Below are 17,619 nucleotides of genomic sequence, written 5' to 3' on the forward strand. Positions count from 1 at the left end.
TTTAGCGGCCCCCAGGCGCTGTGCAGCCATTAAGACGACGGCTTGCCGCCTTGTTGCTGCTTGGCTTTGGCCAAAATGGCGGCCAGGATTGCCTTTTTGTCGGCAGCGGCCGGCGCCGCCAATGTGGCCTTGCTGGCCGCGTTATTTTGCGCTGCCGCTGCACTGACGGCGGCAGCCTGGGCCGCTTGGGCGCTGAGCCCTGCGGGGGCTGCGCGAGGCGCACTGGTTGCGCTTGCTGCCGGGGCGGATGCCTGCGGGCGGTGGGCGCCGTCCAGGCGCTGCTGGTGCCTGTGGTAGCGCAGCCGCGCCTCATCGGCTTGCGCCGGGCTCCAGGCGGCCCAGCCGGTGGCGTTGTCCAGTTCGATGCAATCGACCGGGCAGACCGGCAGGCACAGCTCGCAGCCGGTGCAGGCTTCGGTAATGACGGTGTGCATGCGCTTGTTCGCGCCCAGGATGGCATCGGTCGGGCAGGCCTTGATGCACAAGGTGCAGCCGATGCACCAGTTCTCATCGATACGGGCAACAACGCGCACGGCTTCGAGGCCGTTGTCCGGGTTCAGCGGCAGCGCTGGCTGGCCGGTGATGGCCGCCAGCCGTGCTACGCCTTCCTGGCCGCCGGGCGGGCATTGGTTGATCTGCGCCTCGCCCTGGGCAATGGCCTGGGCATAGTGGCGGCAGTCGGGGTAGCCGCAGCGCGTGCACTGGGTCTGCGGCAAGGCCGCATCAATGGCGCCAATGAAAACAGCCAGCGCTGAGGCTGGCTGGTCGCTGGTTTTGGGGGTATCGATCACACCGTGTGCAAAGTATTCTGCTTGGAAGTGGCCGATTTTACGCTGCCTGCAGGGCGGTCCTCGATGCGGTTGTTGGCGAGGATGAAATCCTTGAGCATCGGGTAGACCATGGTGCGCCAGCGCTTGCCGCTGAAGATGCCGTAGTGGCCCGCGCCCTTGACTTCGAAGTGCCGGGTGTCGACCGCCTTGAGGCCGGTGCACAGGTCATGCGCGGCCTGGGTCTGGCCCGAGCCCGAGATGTCATCGAGCTCGCCTTCGACCGTCAGCAGCGCGCTGTGGCGGATGTCCTGCGGCTTGACCAGCTCCAGGTTGCCTTCGGGCGAGCGCACCTCCCAGGTGCCCTTGACCAGTGCAAAGTCCTGGAACACGGTCTTGATGGTTTCCAGGTAGTAGGCGGCATCCATGTCGAGCACGGCGTTGTACTCGTCGTAGAACTTGCGGTGGTGCTCGGCGCTGTCTTCGTTGCCCTTGAGCAGGTCCTTGAAGTAGTCGTAGTGGCTCATCGCATGGCGGTCAGGGTTCATGCTGACAAAGCCCATGTGCTGCAAAAAGCCGGGGTAGACCAGGCGGCCGGCACCGGGGAAGTTGCCGGGCACCGAATGGATCACATTCGACTCGAACCACTGCAGATCGTGCGTGGTGGCCAGGTTGTTCACCGTGGTGGGTGACTTGCGCGCATCGATGGGGCCACCCATCATGGTCATCGACAGCGGGGTCTTCTCGCCGCGGCTGGCCATCAGCGAGACCGCCGCGAGCACCGGAACGGTGGGCTGGCAGACGCTCACCACATGGCAGTTGCCATAGATGCCCTGGATGTGGCGGATGAACTCCTGCACATAGTTGACGTAGTCATCGAGGTGGAACACACCTTCGGTCTGCGGCACCAGGCGCGCATTGGTCCAGTCGGTGATGTAGACCTTGTGGTCGGCCAGCATGGTGCGCACGGTCTCGCGCAGCAAGGTTGCGTAGTGGCCCGACAGCGGCGCCACCACCAGCACCACGGGCTGCTGCTTCATCGCCGCCAGGCTGGTCTGGTCGTCGGAGAAGCGCTTGAAGCGGCGCAGCTCGCAAAAGGGCTTGGTCAGCTCGACACGCTCGTGGATCGCGATCTCGTGGCCATTGGCCTCGATGGTGTTGATGCCAAAGGCGGGCTTTTCATAGTCCTTGCCCAGCCGGTAGAACAGGTCAAAGCCCGCCGAGGCGCGCTGGGCAGTGTTCGTCTGGCTGATCGGCCACAGCGGATTGCTCAGCATCTTCGAGGTGGCGTGGGCGTATTCTGCAAAGGGCTCCATCAGGGCCCGCTGGGTTTCATACAGTTGGTACAGCATCAAAACTCCGTGATTGTTGCAATGCAATATAGCAGCAGCGCGTGTCAGAAAGTGGGGCCAGGCGTGCTCGTAAACACGGGGAGGGGGCGTAACGCGAGGTTAGCGCGCCGCTCCGCGCTGTGCTACACCCGCCTGCAGCCCGCATGCCCGCTGCAATCGAGCCTGGCGGGCGGTGCGTGTTACAAGCATTGATTTTAACTAATGGTTGATAGACTTGCTCGAATATTTTGGGTTGGGGCTATCCCTTAGAACCTGTTCAAAGTCTCCTCGCGCCGCGACAGTGTCTTTGCGAGATGGGATGCGAGGCGCAACACCGCAGCAATAGCCCAGCTATTGCGAGGATTTGCAACGACGCAGACCGCTCGCAAAGCCACTGTCCCTACGGGTTGGAGTGAAATCGGGCGATTTCTGCGCGCTGGCCCTTGCTTGCACCCCGGTGCAAGCTACGTTCCATCCCTTCGAACTCATCCCGATTGCACTCCAACGCGGCTGCGTAGAGACTTTGAACAGGTTCTTAGTCTTCGCTGGTGCTGTTGGCCGGCTGGCGCTGCAGCCATTCCTCAAAGGCCTCGCGGGCCGAGTTGCGCAGCGTTTTGCGAAAACGCTGCTTGTCCTCCAGGTAGAGGCAGTGGCGCATCACCGTGAAGGGGTTGAAGCTGCTCGACGGGTAGCGGTGCTGGAAATCGGCCTTGTAGTGGCGCACGGTGGTGACATGCTTTTGCACCACGGCAAACAGCCAGCCTGCGTGGCGCACGGCAAAGTCGTGCAGCAGCTCGTCGAGGAAGAACTCGACCTTTTGCGGATCGAACTCATAGCCGGGAAAGTGCTTGTGGCCAAAGGCGACGAAGCTGAAGGCATCGAGCGGCTCGTTGCTGTCGCCCAGGCCATCGCCAAAGGGGCCGTCGATCTCGTCTTCGGCGCGCGAGAGCGCCAGCGCCTGGCTGGTCTCATTGCGGATCTGCAAGAACTCGCGGTCGGCCAATTCAAACAGCGCAGACAGGATGTTGATGCGGCGCTTAAGGTTGGTCGGGATGGATTTCTTGTACTTGATCTTGTGGTCCAGCTCGCTCCAGGAGTCCTGGATGATGGTGCGGATCTGCAGCTCGAAAGCCTGGTCGGCATAGGCCTGGTGCTCGGTCAGCTGCGCCTGCTGCTGGTTGAGCCGCAGGTCCATGTGAATGCCCTTGTAGCCGAACTCGGACTCCGAGTCCTCCATCGGCGAGGTCTTGTCGGTGATCTCGATCACATCGAAATACTCACGTACCCGAGACATGATGGCCGGTGGCTCGTCCTCATACAGACACACCACGCGCACGCCGATCAGGTCGGTGATGTAGTCCTGGATCGCATAGTCCTCGGACTGGTCCTCGACAAAGTTGCGGTACTTGCGCTTGAACTTGCGCACGCATTCGTCGGCAGTCTTCACCCGGCACTCGAACTTGGCGATGTTGACGCCCTCCAGGTTGCTCAGGATGGCGTGGATCAGCGCATTGAACGAGGCCGCTGCTGCCTTGAGGGTGGGCAACTGGGCGGCGTAGAAATCCAGGAACTCCTGTTTGCGGGATTCAAAATCGCGAGCGGGCATGGGGCAGGGCAGCAAAGAAGGGGCAGGCGCGGCGCGCCCGCCAAAAGAAGAGATTACTTGGCGCTATTGTCCACCTCAGCGGAGTCGCTGATGTGGGCCTGGGGCGCAAAAAGATCCCAGACCGCGATGAACAGCGCGGCAATCAGGGGCCCGATGACAAAGCCGGTAAGCCCGAACAGCGACAGCCCGCCCAGCGTGGAGATGAGGATCAGGTAGTCGGGCATCTTGGTGTCCTTGCCCACCAGGAGCGGGCGCAGCACGTTGTCGACCATGCCCATGATGCCGGCGCCATAGGCGGCCAACACCACGCCTTCAGTGGTGGAGCCGGTGGCAATGTAATAAATGGCAACTGGCGCCCAGACGATGGCCGCGCCCACGGCGGGCAGCAGCGACAAAAAGGCCATCACCACGCCCCACAGCAGCGAAGCCTCAATGCCCAGAATCCAGAAGATGATGCCGCCCAGCGCGCCCTGGGTTGCAGCCACGGCCAGGTTGCCCTTGACGGTGGCGCGCACCACGGTGATGAACTTGGCGCCGAGCTTTTTCTTGTGGGCATCGTCGAGCGGGGTGGCCGCCAGGATCTTGCGGATCAGGGTCTTGCCGTCGCGCAGGAAGAAGAACAGCAGGTAGAGCATGATGCAGAAGCTCACCAGAAAGCCCATGGTGTTCTGGCCAATGGCCAGCACCTTGGTGGCCACATACTGGCTGGCCTGCACCGAGATGCCGGAGATCTTCTCCTGGATCACCTTGGGGTCGTTGAGGTTGAAGCGGGTCAGCAGGTCCAGCACCCACTGGGGCATGGCGTTGTAGATCTGCTGGAAGTACTGGCCGAAATTCATCTCGCCCGAGTGCACGCTCTCATAGATGGTGGCCGCTTCCTTGGCCAGCGAGATCGACAGCAGGATCAGCGGCAGGATCACCAGCACCAGGCAGAGCACCAGCGTAATCAAGGCCGCAATAGTCGGGTATTTGGGGAGGCGGCCGAGGATTTTTTTGTGTAGAGGCGTAAACACAACAGCGAAGATGACGGCCCAAAAAACGGCGCCCTGAAAGGGAAAAAGCACGGCAAAAAAAGCAATGCTGACGCCTATTAGCAGCAAGATGAATGCTTTGTCGTGAAGAGAGTGGTTGTTGAACATCAAGCGCATCGGTGTGAATGGATAGCGCAAATGTATATGGTTCCAGCATCCACATGCGCTATTGAGGGCAGGCAGCGGCAGGCGCCAAGGCCATCGAAGGACAAGCCCGGGCGGAAGTGGCACAATACCGGTTGATCGGCCCTTCCCAGCCACAGTCGCATCCGCCAATCGGTTCAGCCGTGTCGCGGAAGGTTGTTTATATGCACCAGCTAATGCTTTCCAGAGGAAAGCGGAGGTCAGCGGAGAAAATGAGCGATACGAATTCTGTGTATCAAGCCTACCAAGGCAACACCTATCTCTTCGGCGGCAATGCCCCGTATGTCGAAGAGATGTATGAGAACTATCTCGATAACCCAGGCAGCGTACCAGACACCTGGCGCGCTTACTTTGATGCACTGCAAAACGTCCCCGCATTGGACGGCAGCAATGCCAAGGACGTCCCTCATCTCCCCGTCGTCAACGCCTTTGCTGAGCGCGCCAAACAAGGCGTGACCAAGGTCGTGGTCGCCTCCGGTGCTGATTCGGAGCTGGGCCGCAAGCGCACCGCCGTGCAGCAGCTGATTGCCGCGTACCGCAATGTGGGCGCACGCTGGGCTGATCTGGACCCCTTGAAGCGCCAAGAGCGCCCCGAAATTCCTGAGCTCGATCCAGCCTTCTACGGCTTTACCGACGCTGACCAGGAAACCGTGTTCAACATCAGCAACACGTTCTTCGGCAAGGAATCGATGACCCTGCGCGAGCTGCTCAATGCACTGCGCGAGACCTACTGCGGCACGCTGGGCGCGGAGTACATGTACACCGCCGAGCAGAACCAGAAGCGCTGGTGGCAGCAAAAGCTCGAGAGCATTCGCAGCAAGCCCGCCTTCAACGCCGACCAGAAAAAGCGCATTCTCGACCGCCTGACCGCAGCCGAAGGCCTGGAGCGTTTCCTGCACACCAAGTATGTGGGTCAAAAGCGCTTCTCGCTTGAAGGTGGCGAGTCCTTCATCGTGGCGATGGACCAGCTGATCAACGCCGCTGGCGTGACCGGCGTGCAGGAAATCGTGATCGGCATGGCCCACCGCGGCCGCCTGAACGTGCTGGTCAACACCCTGGGCAAGATGCCCAAGGACCTGTTTGCCGAGTTCGACCACACCGCCCCTGAAGAGTTGACTGCCGGTGACGTGAAGTACCACCAGGGCTTCAGCTCGGACGTGTCGACCATTGGCGGCCCAGTACACCTGTCGCTGGCCTTCAACCCCTCGCACCTGGAAATCGTCAACCCCGTGGTCGAAGGCTCGGTGCGCTCGCGCATGGACCGCCGCAACGACCCACAGGGCAAGCAAGTGCTGCCCGTGCTGGTGCACGGTGACGCGGCCTTTGCCGGCCAGGGCGTGAACCAGGAAACGCTGGCACTGTCCGAAACCCGTGGCTACACCACGGGCGGCACGGTGCACATCATCATCAACAACCAGATTGGTTTCACGACCTCCGATCCTCGCGATCTGCGCTCGACCACGTATTGCACGGACATCGTCAAGATGATCGACTCGCCCGTGCTGCACGTCAACGGCGACGATCCCGAAGCGGTGGCCCTGGCCATGCAGATGGCTTTGGACTTCCGCATGGAATTCTCCAAGGACATCGTGGTGGACATCATCTGCTACCGCAAGCTTGGTCACAACGAACAGGACACGCCTGCGCTGACCCAGCCGCTGATGTACAAGAAGATTGCCCAGCACCCCGGCACGCGCAAGCTCTACGCCGACAAGCTGGCCACGCAAGGCCTGGGCGAGACGCTGGGCGATGACATGGTCAAGGCCTACCGCGCTGCCATGGATGCGGGCAAGCACACGGTCGACCCGGTGCTGACCAACTTCAAGAGCCAGTACGCCGTGGACTGGAGCCCCTTCCTCAAGCAGAAGTGGACCGACAGCGCAGACACCGCCATTCCTGTGGCAGAGTGGAAGCGTCTGGCCGAGCGCGTCACGACCCTGCCTGAGTCGGTGAACCCGCACCAGCTGGTCAAGAAGGTCTATGACGACCGCGCAGCGATGGGCCGTGGCGACATCAACGTGGACTGGGGCATGGGTGAGACCATGGCCTACGCCTCGCTGGTGGCCTCGGGCTACCCGATCCGCCTGTCGGGCGAAGACAGCGGACGCGGCACCTTTACCCACCGCCACTCGGTCGTGCACGACCAGAAGCGTGAAAAGTGGGACGAGGGCACCTACATCCCTCTGCAGAACGTCGCTGACAACCAGGCTCCGTTCACCGTGATCGACTCCATCCTGTCCGAAGAGGCAGTGCTGGGCTTCGAATACGGCTACGCCTCCAACGATCCCAACACCCTGGTGATCTGGGAAGCGCAGTTCGGCGACTTCGCCAACGGTGCGCAAGTGGTGATCGACCAGTTCATCGCCTCCGGTGAAGTCAAGTGGGGCCGTATCAACGGTCTGACTCTGATGCTGCCGCACGGCTATGAAGGCCAGGGCCCTGAGCACAGCTCGGCACGCCTGGAGCGTTTCATGCAGCTGTCGGCTGACCAGAACATGCAAGTGACCCAGCCGACCACGGCTGCGCAGATCTTCCATTTGCTGCGTCGCCAGATGGTGCGTCCGCTGCGCAAGCCGCTGATCATCATGACGCCCAAGTCGCTACTGCGTAACAAGGATGCGACCTCGCCCGTGTCGGAATTCACCTCCGGTGGCTTCCAGACCGTGATCGGCGAGCGCGATGAGGCCATCGTTGCCAAGGCCGACAAGGTCAAGCGCGTGATCGCCTGCTCGGGCAAGGTCTACTACGACCTGGTCAAGAAGCGCACCGAAGAAGGCAGCACCGATGTGGCCATCATCCGTATCGAGCAGCTCTATCCGTTCCCGCACAAGGCCTTTGCCGCTGAACTGAAGAAGTACAGCGCCGCCAAGGAAGTGGTGTGGTGCCAGGACGAGCCGCAAAACCAGGGTGCATGGTTCTTCGTGCAGCACTACATCCACGAGAACATGCTCGACGGCCAAAAGCTGGGCTACTCCGGCCGCGCCGCTTCGGCATCGCCTGCCGTGGGCTATTCGCACCTGCACCAAGAGCAGCAAAAGGCGCTGGTTGAAGGCGCATTCGGCAAGCTCAAGGGCTTTGTGCTGACCAAGTAAGCACGACCTCAGCATTTAACGAATACAGAAAGAATTGTTATGGCAATCGTAGAAGTCAAAGTTCCCCAGCTGTCCGAGTCGGTCGCTGAAGCCACCATGCTCACCTGGAAGAAGAAGGCCGGTGAAGCTGTTGCTGTCGACGAAATCCTGATCGAGATCGAAACCGACAAGGTCGTGCTCGAAGTGCCAGCGCCTGCCGCTGGCGTGCTGACCGAGATCGTGCAAGGCGACGGCGCAACCGTCATCGCTGACCAGCTGATCGCCAAGATCGACACCGAAGCCGTGGCCGGCGCCGCTGCAGCCCCCGCTGCCGCAGCACCTGCACCCGCTGCTGCCGCTCCAGCCCCTGCTGCTGCGCCTGCAGCTGCTGGTGGCAACAAGGGCGACGTCGCCATGCCAGCTGCAGCCAAGCTGCTGGCGGACAACAACCTGTCGGTCGGCGCTGTCGCCGGCTCCGGCAAGGATGGCCGTGTCACCAAGGGTGATGTGCTGGCCGCCGTGGCCGGTGGCGTCAAGTCCACCGCTGCCGTGATCCCCACCGGTGCACCGACCAAGTCGCTGCCACAGGTGGCGTCGCCCGCCGCTGCCCAAGACCTGGGCGAGCGCCCAGAGCAGCGCGTGCCGATGAGCCGTCTGCGTGCCCGTATCGCCGAGCGCCTGCTGCAATCGCAGTCGACCAACGCGATCCTGACCACGTTCAACGAAGTGAACATGGCGCCCGTGATGGCCCTGCGCAAGAAGTTCCAGGACGATTTCACCAAGGAACACGGCGTCAAGCTCGGCTTCATGTCCTTCTTCGTGAAGGCCGCCGTGCATGCCTTGAAGAAGTACCCCGTGCTGAACGCGTCGGTCGATGGCACCGACATCATCTACCACGGTTACTTCGACATCGGTATCGCCGTGGGCTCGCCACGCGGTCTGGTGGTGCCCATCCTGCGCAATGCAGACCAGATGAGCTTCGCCGACATCGAAAAGAAGATCGCCGAATTCGGCAAAAAGGCTGCGGACGGCAAGCTGGGCATCGAAGACATGACCGGCGGCACGTTCTCCATCTCCAACGGTGGCACCTTCGGCTCGATGATGTCTACCCCCATCATCAACCCGCCACAATCGGCCATCCTGGGCGTGCACGCGACCAAGGACCGCGCTGTGGTCGAAAACGGCCAAGTGGTGGTGCGTCCGATGAACTACTTCGCGATGTCCTACGACCACCGCATCATCGACGGCCGCGAAGCCGTGCTGGGTCTGGTGGCAATGAAGGATGCGCTGGAAGATCCATCGCGTCTGCTGTTCGACCTGTAATCGGGTCGCCGGGCAGTGATGCTACGCGTTTTGGTGGCTGCAGCGTCCGCACTCGTGCTGGGCGCCTGTGGCACCTTGCCCCGCCCTGCAGCGCAGGATGTGGCCACGCAAAGCTGGAGCGGGGACTACCGCTTCCAGTGGGCAGCAGGCACGCAGGCTGCGCGCCGTGGTCTGCCAGCCCCATCACAGGTTCGCATCCGCCCGATCACATCCGCCAAGGATGTGCCCGGCGCGAAGGCGGACGGAAATGGCCCGCAATGGGCCATTTCGTTTGTCGGCGAGCCCGGCGCGCCGCTGCCGCTCATCCCCTTCAAGGCCCAGGGCTATGAAGAGATGGGCTGGGCGGTGATGCGCGCTGGCGGCAAGATTGCATGTCTGGAGTCCGGCTCCTTCATGTTCGTCTGCCGCACCCATCCCGGCACCACCTTGTCGTTTGGTCGTCAAAACGACGAACAACTGACCACCAAAACGGGCCTCTTCGGTGTGGCATTGCACCAGGGCAGTTTTGAACTAACACCATTGGATTAATCATGAGCAAGCAATTTGATGTCGTCGTGATCGGCGGCGGCCCCGGCGGCTACGTAGCGGCCATCCGTGCAGCCCAACTGGGCATGCAAGTGGCCTGTATCGACGAGTGGAAGAACGCGGCCGGCGGCCCAGCCCTGGGCGGCACCTGCACCAATGTGGGTTGCATTCCCTCGAAGGCCCTGCTGCAGTCGTCCGAGCACTTCGAGCACGCCAACCTGCACTTTGCCGACCACGGCATCTCGACTGGCAAGGTCACGATGGATGTGGCCAAGATGATTGCCCGCAAGGACACTGTCGTCAAGCAAAACAACGACGGCATCCAGTACCTGTTCAAGAAGAACAAGGTCACTTTCTTCCACGGCCGTGGCTCCTTCGTGAAGGCCGCTGATGGCGGTTACGAAATCAAGGTCGCGGGCAAGGAAGAAGAATCCATCACCGGCAAGCAGATCATTGTGGCCACCGGCTCCAATGCCCGCGCACTGCCCGGCGTGCCTTTCGACGAGGACAAGATTCTCTCCAACGACGGCGCACTGCGCCTGGGCGCCGTGCCCAAGAAGCTGGCGCTGATCGGCGCTGGCGTGATCGGCCTGGAAATGGGCTCGGTCTGGCGCCGTCTGGGCACCGAAGTGACCGTGCTCGAAGGCATGGACAAGTTCCTGCCCGCCGTGGACGAGCAAATCGCCAAGGAAGCCAAGAAGTCCTTCGACAAGCAAGGTCTGAAGATCGAGCTGGGCGTGAAGGTTGGCGACATCAAGGCCGACAAGAAGGGCGTGCAGATCAGCTACACCAATGCCAAGGGTGAAGCCCAGCAGCTGGATGTGGACCGCCTGATCGTGTCCATCGGCCGCGTGGCCAACACCATCGGCCTGAACCCCGAAGCCGTGGGCCTGGCCCTGGACGAGCGTGGTGCTATCGTCGTGGACGAGAACTGCAAGACCAACCTGCCTGGCGTCTGGGCCGTGGGCGATGTGGTGCGCGGCCCAATGCTGGCCCACAAGGCTGAGGAAGAGGGCGTTGCCGTGGCCGAGCGCATTGCCGGCCAACACGGCCATGTGAACTTCGCCACCCTGCCATCGGTGATCTACACCAGCCCTGAAGTGGCATGGGTGGGCCGCACCGAGCAGCAGCTCAAGGCCGATGGCGTGGCTTACAAGGCAGGCACCTTCCCGTTCCTGGCCAACGGCCGCGCACGTGCACTGGGTGACACCACCGGTATGGTCAAGTTCCTGGCGGACGCCACGACCGACGAAATCCTGGGCGTGCACATGGTCGGCCCGATGGTCTCGGAGCTGATCTCCGAAGCCGTGGTGGCGATGGAGTTCAAGGCATCGAGCGAAGACATCGCCCGTATCTGCCACGCCCACCCATCGCTGTCGGAATCGACCAAGGAAGCGGCACTGGCCGTGGACAAGCGCACCCTGAACTTCTGATCCTGAAGTTTTAGGCGAAAATGGCCTCTGGTGCAGATTGGTTCTGCGCCAGAGGCTATGTCATTTATAGCAACAAGAGATTGAGACACCCATGGGTACAGCGGTAAGAGATGCATACGAGGCCGAACTCAAGGCCAAGGGTTTTCAGAGTGATCCTGCACAGATGCGTGCGGTGGACGCCTTGCAGCGCTGTGCCGATGAGTGGGAGCAGTACAAGAACAAGCGCTCCAACCCGATCAAGAAGCTGATCAACCACCCCGACATCCCGCGCGGGGTGTACATGTATGGCGGGGTGGGGCGCGGCAAGAGCTTCATCATGGATTGCTTCTTCAACGCCGTGCCTCTGCGCCGCAAGGTGCGTTTGCATTTCCATGAGTTCATGCGCGAGGTGCAGCGCGAGCTGACCTTGCTCAAGGGCACGCAGGACCCGCTCGATGTGCTGGGCGCCAAGATCGCCAAGAAGTACAAGCTCATCTGCTTTGACGAGTTCCATGTGGCGGACATCACCGATGCGATGATCCTCTACCGCCTGCTGCTGGCGCTGTTCAACAACGGCGTGGGCTTTGTCACCACCTCCAACTTCACGCCCGATGGCCTCTACCCCGATGGCCTGCACCGCGACCGCATTCTGCCAGCCATCGACCTGCTCAACGCGCGCATGGATGTGATCAACGTCGACAACGGCACCGACTACCGCCGCCGCGCGCTGGAGCTGGCCCAGCTCTACCACTGCCCGCTGGGCCCGCAGGCCGATGCGGCGATGGAGCAGACCTTTGGCCAGTTGGCCGAGGTGCCCGATGAGAAGCCGGTCTTCAAGATCGAATCGCGCGAGCTCAAGCCGCGCCGCCGTGCGGGTGGCGTGATCTGGTTTGATTTCCATGAGCTCTGTGTCAACCCGCGCTCACAGAACGACTACCTGGAGCTGGCGACCCAGTTCCACACCGTGCTGCTGTCCAATGTGCCGCAGATGTTCGTCAACATGGCCTCGCCCGCCCGCCGCTTTACCTGGCTGGTCGATGTGCTCTATGACCGCCGGGTCAAGCTCATCATGTCGGCTGCGGTGCCGCCTGAGCAGCTCTACACCGAAGGGCCGCTGTCCCATGAGTTTCCGCGCACCGTCTCGCGCCTCAACGAGATGCAGTCGCAGGAGTATTTGTCGCTGGAGCGACGCGTGGTCGATACCGCGCTGACCTGAGAAGAGAGGGCCCTATGCCTCGTTTGAACACTGTCACCGTGCTGGTGCTGCTGGCTGTCACCGGCCTGGCCCATGCGGCCTCCGGCAAAACCTCGAATGCGCAGGAGCGCACGCAGGCGCGTGCCCAGATCACGCTGGAGCGCAAGGACAGCGAAGCGCGCCTGGCCAACAACGAAAAGATCTGCTACCAGCACTTTGCGGTGACCGACTGCCTGCAGAAGGTGCGCCGCCAGTACAACACCGAAGAGCGCGCGCTACGCCAGCGCGAGCTGGCCATCAATGCGCAGGAACGCGACGAGAAAACCGCGAACCAGCGCGATGCCCGCGCCAACAAGCAAAGCGATTTTGAGCGCAAGCACCCCACACTGGATGGAGGTGCCCTGAACCAGCCCGATCTGGAGCAGCGCCAGAAAGAGCACGACGAGCAGGCGGCCCAGCGCAGCAGCCATGCGCCCAAGCGCAATGCCCAGAGCATTGCCGAGCAGCAGCAGCGCCGCGAGCAGGATGCCGCCCGCCGCGCCACCAGCCAGGCCGGCAAGTTGGACAGCAAGCAGCGCACCCAGCAGCGCCACAACGAAGAGCGCCCCGACAACATCAGTGCCGCGCAAGAGGAATACGACGCCAAGCAGGAGGCCGCGCAGCGCAAGCTCGAAGCCCATGAAAAGCGCATGAAGGAGCTGGAAGGCAAGCGCAAGGCGGCGCCACTGCCCGTGCCCCAGTAAGGCCGCCAAACCGCGTATCCCGTCCCAGGCTGCTTGCCAGGCGCTGTAGTTCAGCCCAAACCCTATAATGGAAGATTCGCGCCCGCACCGCTTCAGGGGAAGCCGGACAGGCGCCACCACTGCATCACACCATGAGTACACCCACTTTTTCCGTCGCTGAGATCCGCAAGACCTTCTTGGACTTTTTCGCGTCCAAGGGGCACACCATTGTTCCGTCCAGCCCGCTGGTGCCGGGCAACGATCCGACGCTGATGTTCACCAACTCCGGCATGGTGCAGTTCAAGGATGTGTTCCTGGGCACCGACAAGCGCCCCTACACCCGGGCGACCAGCGTGCAGACCTGCCTGCGTGCGGGCGGCAAGCACAACGACCTGGAAAACGTGGGCTACACCGCGCGCCACCACACCTTTTTCGAAATGCTGGGCAACTGGTCCTTTGGCGACTACTTCAAGCGCGAATCGCTGAAATGGGCCTGGGAGCTGCTGACCGAGGTCTACAAGCTGCCGGCCGAGAAGCTGCTGGCCACCGTCTATGAAGAAGACGACGAGGCCTACGACATCTGGACCAAGGAGATCGGTCTGCCCCCAGAGCGCGTGATCCGCATCGGCGACAACAAGGGCGGCCGCTACAAGAGCGACAACTTCTGGATGATGGCCGACACCGGCCCTTGCGGCCCTTGCTCGGAGATCTTCTACGACCACGGCCCGCACATTGCCGGCGGCCCTCCAGGCTCGCCCGATGAAGACGGTGACCGTTTCATCGAAATCTGGAACAACGTGTTCATGCAGTTCGACATGGCCGAAGACGGCTCGGTCAAACCACTGCCAGCCCCTTGCGTTGATACCGGCATGGGCCTGGAGCGCCTGGCTGCCATCTTGCAGCATGTGCACAGCAACTACGAGATCGACCTGTTCCAGGCGCTGATCAAGGCCGCTGCACGCGAGACCCATATCGACGACCTGGAAACCCCATCGCTCAAGGTCATCGCCGACCACATCCGCGCGACCGCCTTCCTGGTGGCCGATGGCGTGATCCCGTCGAACGAAGGCCGGGGCTATGTGCAGCGCCGCATCATCCGCCGCGCCATCCGCCACGGCTACAAGCTGGGCCAGAAGACGCCGTTCTTCCACAAGCTGGTCAAGGACCTGGTCGCCGTGATGGGCGATGCCTACCCCAAGATCCGCGAGCAGGAGGCGCGCATCACCGAGGTGCTCAAGGTCGAGGAAGAGCGCTTCTTCGAGACCCTGGCCAACGGCATGGACATCCTGGACAGCGCACTGGCCGGTGGCGCCAAGGTGCTGCCCGGTGATGTGGCCTTCAAGCTGCACGACACCTATGGCTTCCCGCTGGACCTGTCCAACGACGTGGCGCGCGAACGCGGCCTGAGCGTGGACGAGGCGGGCTTTCATGCCGCTATGGAGCAGCAAAAGAGCCAGGCCCGTGCCGCAGGCAAGTTCAAGATGGACCGCGCACTGGAATACACCGGCGCGGCCAATGCCTTCACCGGCTACACGCAGCTGAGCGAAGCCGCCAAGGTCGTGGCGCTGTATGTCGATGGCAGCAGCGTCAACGCGATCAACGCCGGCCAGACCGCCGTGGTCGTGCTGGATACCACGCCGTTCTACGCCGAATCGGGTGGCCAGGTGGGCGACCAGGGCGTGATCTCGGCCGGTGCCAACCGCTTTGTCGTGGAAGACACCTTGAAGATCAAGGCCGATGTGTTCGGCCACCATGGCCAACTGGCTGCGGGCAGCCTCAAGGTGGGCGATGCGGTGCAAGCCGAGGTGGATACCGCCTTGCGCGCCGCCACCATGCGCAACCACTCGGTCACCCACATCATGCACAAGGCGCTGCGGGAAGTGCTGGGCGACCATGTGCAGCAAAAGGGCAGCCTGGTCAATGCGGAACGCACCCGTTTTGACTTTGCGCACAACAGCCCGGTGACCGACGCGCAAAAGCGCGAGATCGAAAAGCGCGTGAATGCCGAGATCCTGGCGAACACCGAAACCGGCGCGCGCGTGATGGACATCGAGAGCGCACAAAAGACCGGCGCAATGATGCTGTTTGGCGAAAAGTACGGCGAGACCGTGCGCGTGCTGGACATCGGCTCCAGTCGTGAACTCTGCGGCGGCACCCATGTGCAGCGCACCGGTGACATTGGCCTGTTCAAGGTCGTCGCCGAAGGCGGCGTGGCGGCGGGCGTGCGCCGTATCGAAGCGGTGACCGGCGAGAACGCGCTGGCTTATCTGCAGTCGCTCGAATCAACCGTGGACGAAGCCGCTTCGACCTTGAAGGCCCCGGTGGCCGAGCTGAACCACCGCATCGGTGGCGCGCTCGACCAGATCAAGGCGCTGGAGAAGGAACTGGCCCAGCTCAAGGGCAAGCTGGCGTCGAGCCAAGGCGACGAGCTGGCCGGCCAGGCGGTGGACGTCAAGGGCATCAAGGTGCTGGCGGCCACCCTGGATGGCGCCGATGCGAAAGCGCTGCGCGACACCATGGACAAGCTCAAGGACAAGCTGGGCACCGCTGCCATCGTGTTGGCGGCTGTAGACGGCGACAAGGTACAGCTGGCCGCAGGCGTGACCAAGGACAGCATTGGCAAGGTCAAGGCCGGTGAGTTGGTGAACTTTGTCGCCCAGCAAGTGGGCGGCAAGGGCGGCGGCAAGCCTGACATGGCGATGGCTGGCGGCACCAACCCAGCGGGCCTCGCGCAAGCGCTGGCGGGCGTTCAGGCCTGGGTGGCCGAGCGGGTCTGATAGCGGTTCAAGCGGTTTCGCAATCCCCAACGAGCCTCCTGCAATGCAGGGGGCTTTTTTGCGTCTGCACAGCCGCCAGCACTTCGCCACTCTGACCATTTCGCATGGCGGTACGTAGTCGCACTTAACGAAATTGACCTGCCCGCATGAGAAGATCGCCGCGCTTTGAAATTAACGCGAGACAGAAAGGTGACTATGTCGGTGCAATTGGAAGAGAGCCGCTCGGCGCGGTTTGCGATGCGGTGTGCGGCCTGGGCCGAGAAGTGGTTTCCCGATTCCTGGGTGTTTGCCGTGGTGGGAATTGCGATTGTGGTGGCAGCGGCGCTAGCCATTGGCGTGCCGGTGCAAGAGACCAGCAAGGCCTTTGGCAAGGGTTTTTGGAGCTTGATCCCGTTCACGATGCAGATGGCCTTTGTGGTGATTGGCGGCTATGTGGTGGCCAGCTCCAAGCCCGCATCGCGCCTGATTGAAGCGCTGGCCAAGGTGCCGGGAAATGGCCGCAGCGCGGTGGCCTGGGTGGCACTGATCTCGATGGTGGCCTCGCTGCTCAACTGGGGGCTGAGCCTGGTGTTTGGCGGCCTGCTGGTCAAGGCGCTGGCCCGCCGCACCGATCTGAAAATGGACTACCGCGCAGCCGGCGCTGCGGCCTACCTGGGCCTGGGCGCCGTCTGGGCGCTGGGCATTTCCTCGTCGGCTGCGCAACTGCAGGCCAACCCGGCCAGCCTGCCGCCGTCGATCCTGGCGATCACCGGTGTCATCCCGTTCACCGAGACGATTTTTCTGTGGCAATCGGGCGTGATGCTGCTGGCCCTGGTGCTGATCTCGCTGCTGATTGCCTATGTGACGGCGCCGGGCGCAGCCAACGCCAAGGATGCCGCCGCCTGCCAGGTGGACATCAGCGCCGAAGCGCAACCGGTGACCAAGCCCACGCGCCCCGGTGAATGGCTGGAGCACAGCCCGCTGCTGATCATTTTTCTGGTGCTGCTGGCAGTCGGCTGGATGGTCGAAGAGTTCTCCAGCAAGCCGGCGATCCAGGCGATCTCGGGCCTCAACACCTACAACCTGATTTTTCTGATGGTGGGGGCCTTGCTGCACTGGCGCCCGCGCAGCTTTCTGGATGCGGTGGCGCGCGCCGTGCCCACCACCACCGGTGTGCTGATCCAGTTTCCGCTCTACGGCTCGATCGCCGCGATCATGACCGAGGTCAAGGGCGTTGATGGCCACACGATTGCGCACTATATCTCGACCTTTTTCACCCAGATCGCCACGCATGACAGCTATGCGCTGCTGATGGGCGTGTACTCGGCCATCCTGGGCTTCTTCATCCCGTCGGGCGGCGGCAAGTGGATCATCGAGGCGCCGTATGTGATGCAGGTGGCCAACGACCTGCAGTACCACCTGGGCTGGGCCGTGCAGATCTACAACGCGGCCGAGGCACTGCCCAATCTGATCAACCCGTTCTACATGCTGCCGCTGTTGGGCGTGCTGGGTCTGAAGGCGCGCGACCTGATCGGCTTCACCTTTGTGCAGCTGCTGGTGCACATCCCGGTGGTGCTGTTCCTGCTGTGGTTCCTGGGCCAGACCCTGGCCTATATTCCGCCAGTGATGCCCTGAGCATCGTTGGGAGGCAACCCGCCATGACCCGGGCGAGCTACGGCTCGCCTTTTTTGCTGACTTTGCTTACAAAACCAGCGGCCATTTCGGGTTAACCTTGG

At 62.3% G+C, this 17,619-nt stretch carries 12 protein-coding genes; 8 read left to right on the forward strand and 4 right to left on the reverse strand.

The window, feature by feature from the left end:
* Window positions 1–29 precede the first annotated feature (29 nt).
* From WH367_RS06910 to WH367_RS06925, 4 genes are all read right to left on the reverse strand, one after another.
* Window positions 30–788: an RnfABCDGE type electron transport complex subunit B gene (locus WH367_RS06910; protein ID WP_339535410.1), complete on the reverse strand. Its 759-nt coding sequence runs from the start codon at window positions 786–788 to the stop codon at window positions 30–32.
* Window positions 788–2,119 carry a polyhydroxyalkanoate depolymerase gene (locus WH367_RS06915; RefSeq protein ID WP_021028490.1) on the reverse strand — a complete coding sequence of 444 codons (1,332 nt, stop codon included), beginning with the start codon at window positions 2,117–2,119 and terminating at the stop codon, window positions 788–790. The genes WH367_RS06910 and WH367_RS06915 overlap by 1 nt, the downstream gene beginning before the upstream one ends.
* A gap of 514 nt (window positions 2,120–2,633) precedes the next feature.
* Window positions 2,634–3,704: a GTP pyrophosphokinase gene (locus WH367_RS06920; RefSeq protein ID WP_021028489.1), complete on the reverse strand. Its 1,071-nt coding sequence runs from the start codon at window positions 3,702–3,704 to the stop codon at window positions 2,634–2,636.
* A 53-nt stretch (window positions 3,705–3,757) separates the two neighbouring features.
* Entirely contained in the window at window positions 3,758–4,843 is a 1,086-nt protein-coding gene (locus WH367_RS06925; RefSeq protein WP_339535411.1) for an AI-2E family transporter, read from the reverse strand.
* 248 nt (window positions 4,844–5,091) lie between these two features.
* On the opposite strand from WH367_RS06925, the gene WH367_RS06930 reads away from it, so the two are divergent.
* From WH367_RS06930 to WH367_RS06965, 8 genes are all read left to right on the forward strand, one after another.
* Complete coding sequence (locus tag WH367_RS06930) at window positions 5,092–7,971, forward strand: 2-oxoglutarate dehydrogenase E1 component (protein WP_312987576.1); 2,880 nt, start codon at window positions 5,092–5,094, stop codon at window positions 7,969–7,971.
* 39 nt (window positions 7,972–8,010) lie between these two features.
* Window positions 8,011–9,273 carry a 2-oxoglutarate dehydrogenase complex dihydrolipoyllysine-residue succinyltransferase gene (gene odhB / locus WH367_RS06935; RefSeq protein ID WP_133857256.1) on the forward strand — a complete coding sequence of 421 codons (1,263 nt, stop codon included), beginning with the start codon at window positions 8,011–8,013 and terminating at the stop codon, window positions 9,271–9,273.
* A gap of 18 nt (window positions 9,274–9,291) precedes the next feature.
* Window positions 9,292–9,801, forward strand: a complete 510-nt coding sequence (locus WH367_RS06940) for a hypothetical protein (RefSeq protein ID WP_339535055.1) — start codon at window positions 9,292–9,294, stop codon at window positions 9,799–9,801.
* 2 nt (window positions 9,802–9,803) lie between these two features.
* Entirely contained in the window at window positions 9,804–11,231 is a 1,428-nt protein-coding gene (gene lpdA, locus WH367_RS06945; RefSeq protein ID WP_339518032.1) for a dihydrolipoyl dehydrogenase, read from the forward strand.
* A gap of 91 nt (window positions 11,232–11,322) precedes the next feature.
* Window positions 11,323–12,426, forward strand: coding sequence for a cell division protein ZapE (gene zapE / locus WH367_RS06950; protein WP_021028483.1), 1,104 nt, complete (start codon window positions 11,323–11,325; stop codon window positions 12,424–12,426).
* 14 nt (window positions 12,427–12,440) lie between these two features.
* Window positions 12,441–13,148 (forward strand): hypothetical protein, encoded by a 708-nt coding sequence (locus tag WH367_RS06955; protein ID WP_339535056.1) that lies wholly within the window; start codon window positions 12,441–12,443, stop codon window positions 13,146–13,148.
* 131 nt (window positions 13,149–13,279) lie between these two features.
* Window positions 13,280–15,904, forward strand: coding sequence for an alanine--tRNA ligase (gene alaS / locus WH367_RS06960; RefSeq protein WP_312987582.1), 2,625 nt, complete (start codon window positions 13,280–13,282; stop codon window positions 15,902–15,904).
* Window positions 15,905–16,099: 195 nt separating this feature from the next.
* Entirely contained in the window at window positions 16,100–17,518 is a 1,419-nt protein-coding gene (locus tag WH367_RS06965) for a short-chain fatty acid transporter (RefSeq protein ID WP_312987583.1), read from the forward strand.
* Window positions 17,519–17,619: the final 101 nt, after the last annotated feature.

Origin of the sequence: Comamonas sp. MYb21 (genome assembly GCF_037479395.1) — a bacterium.
In the GTDB taxonomy this organism is placed as follows: domain Bacteria; phylum Pseudomonadota; class Gammaproteobacteria; order Burkholderiales; family Burkholderiaceae_C; genus Comamonas.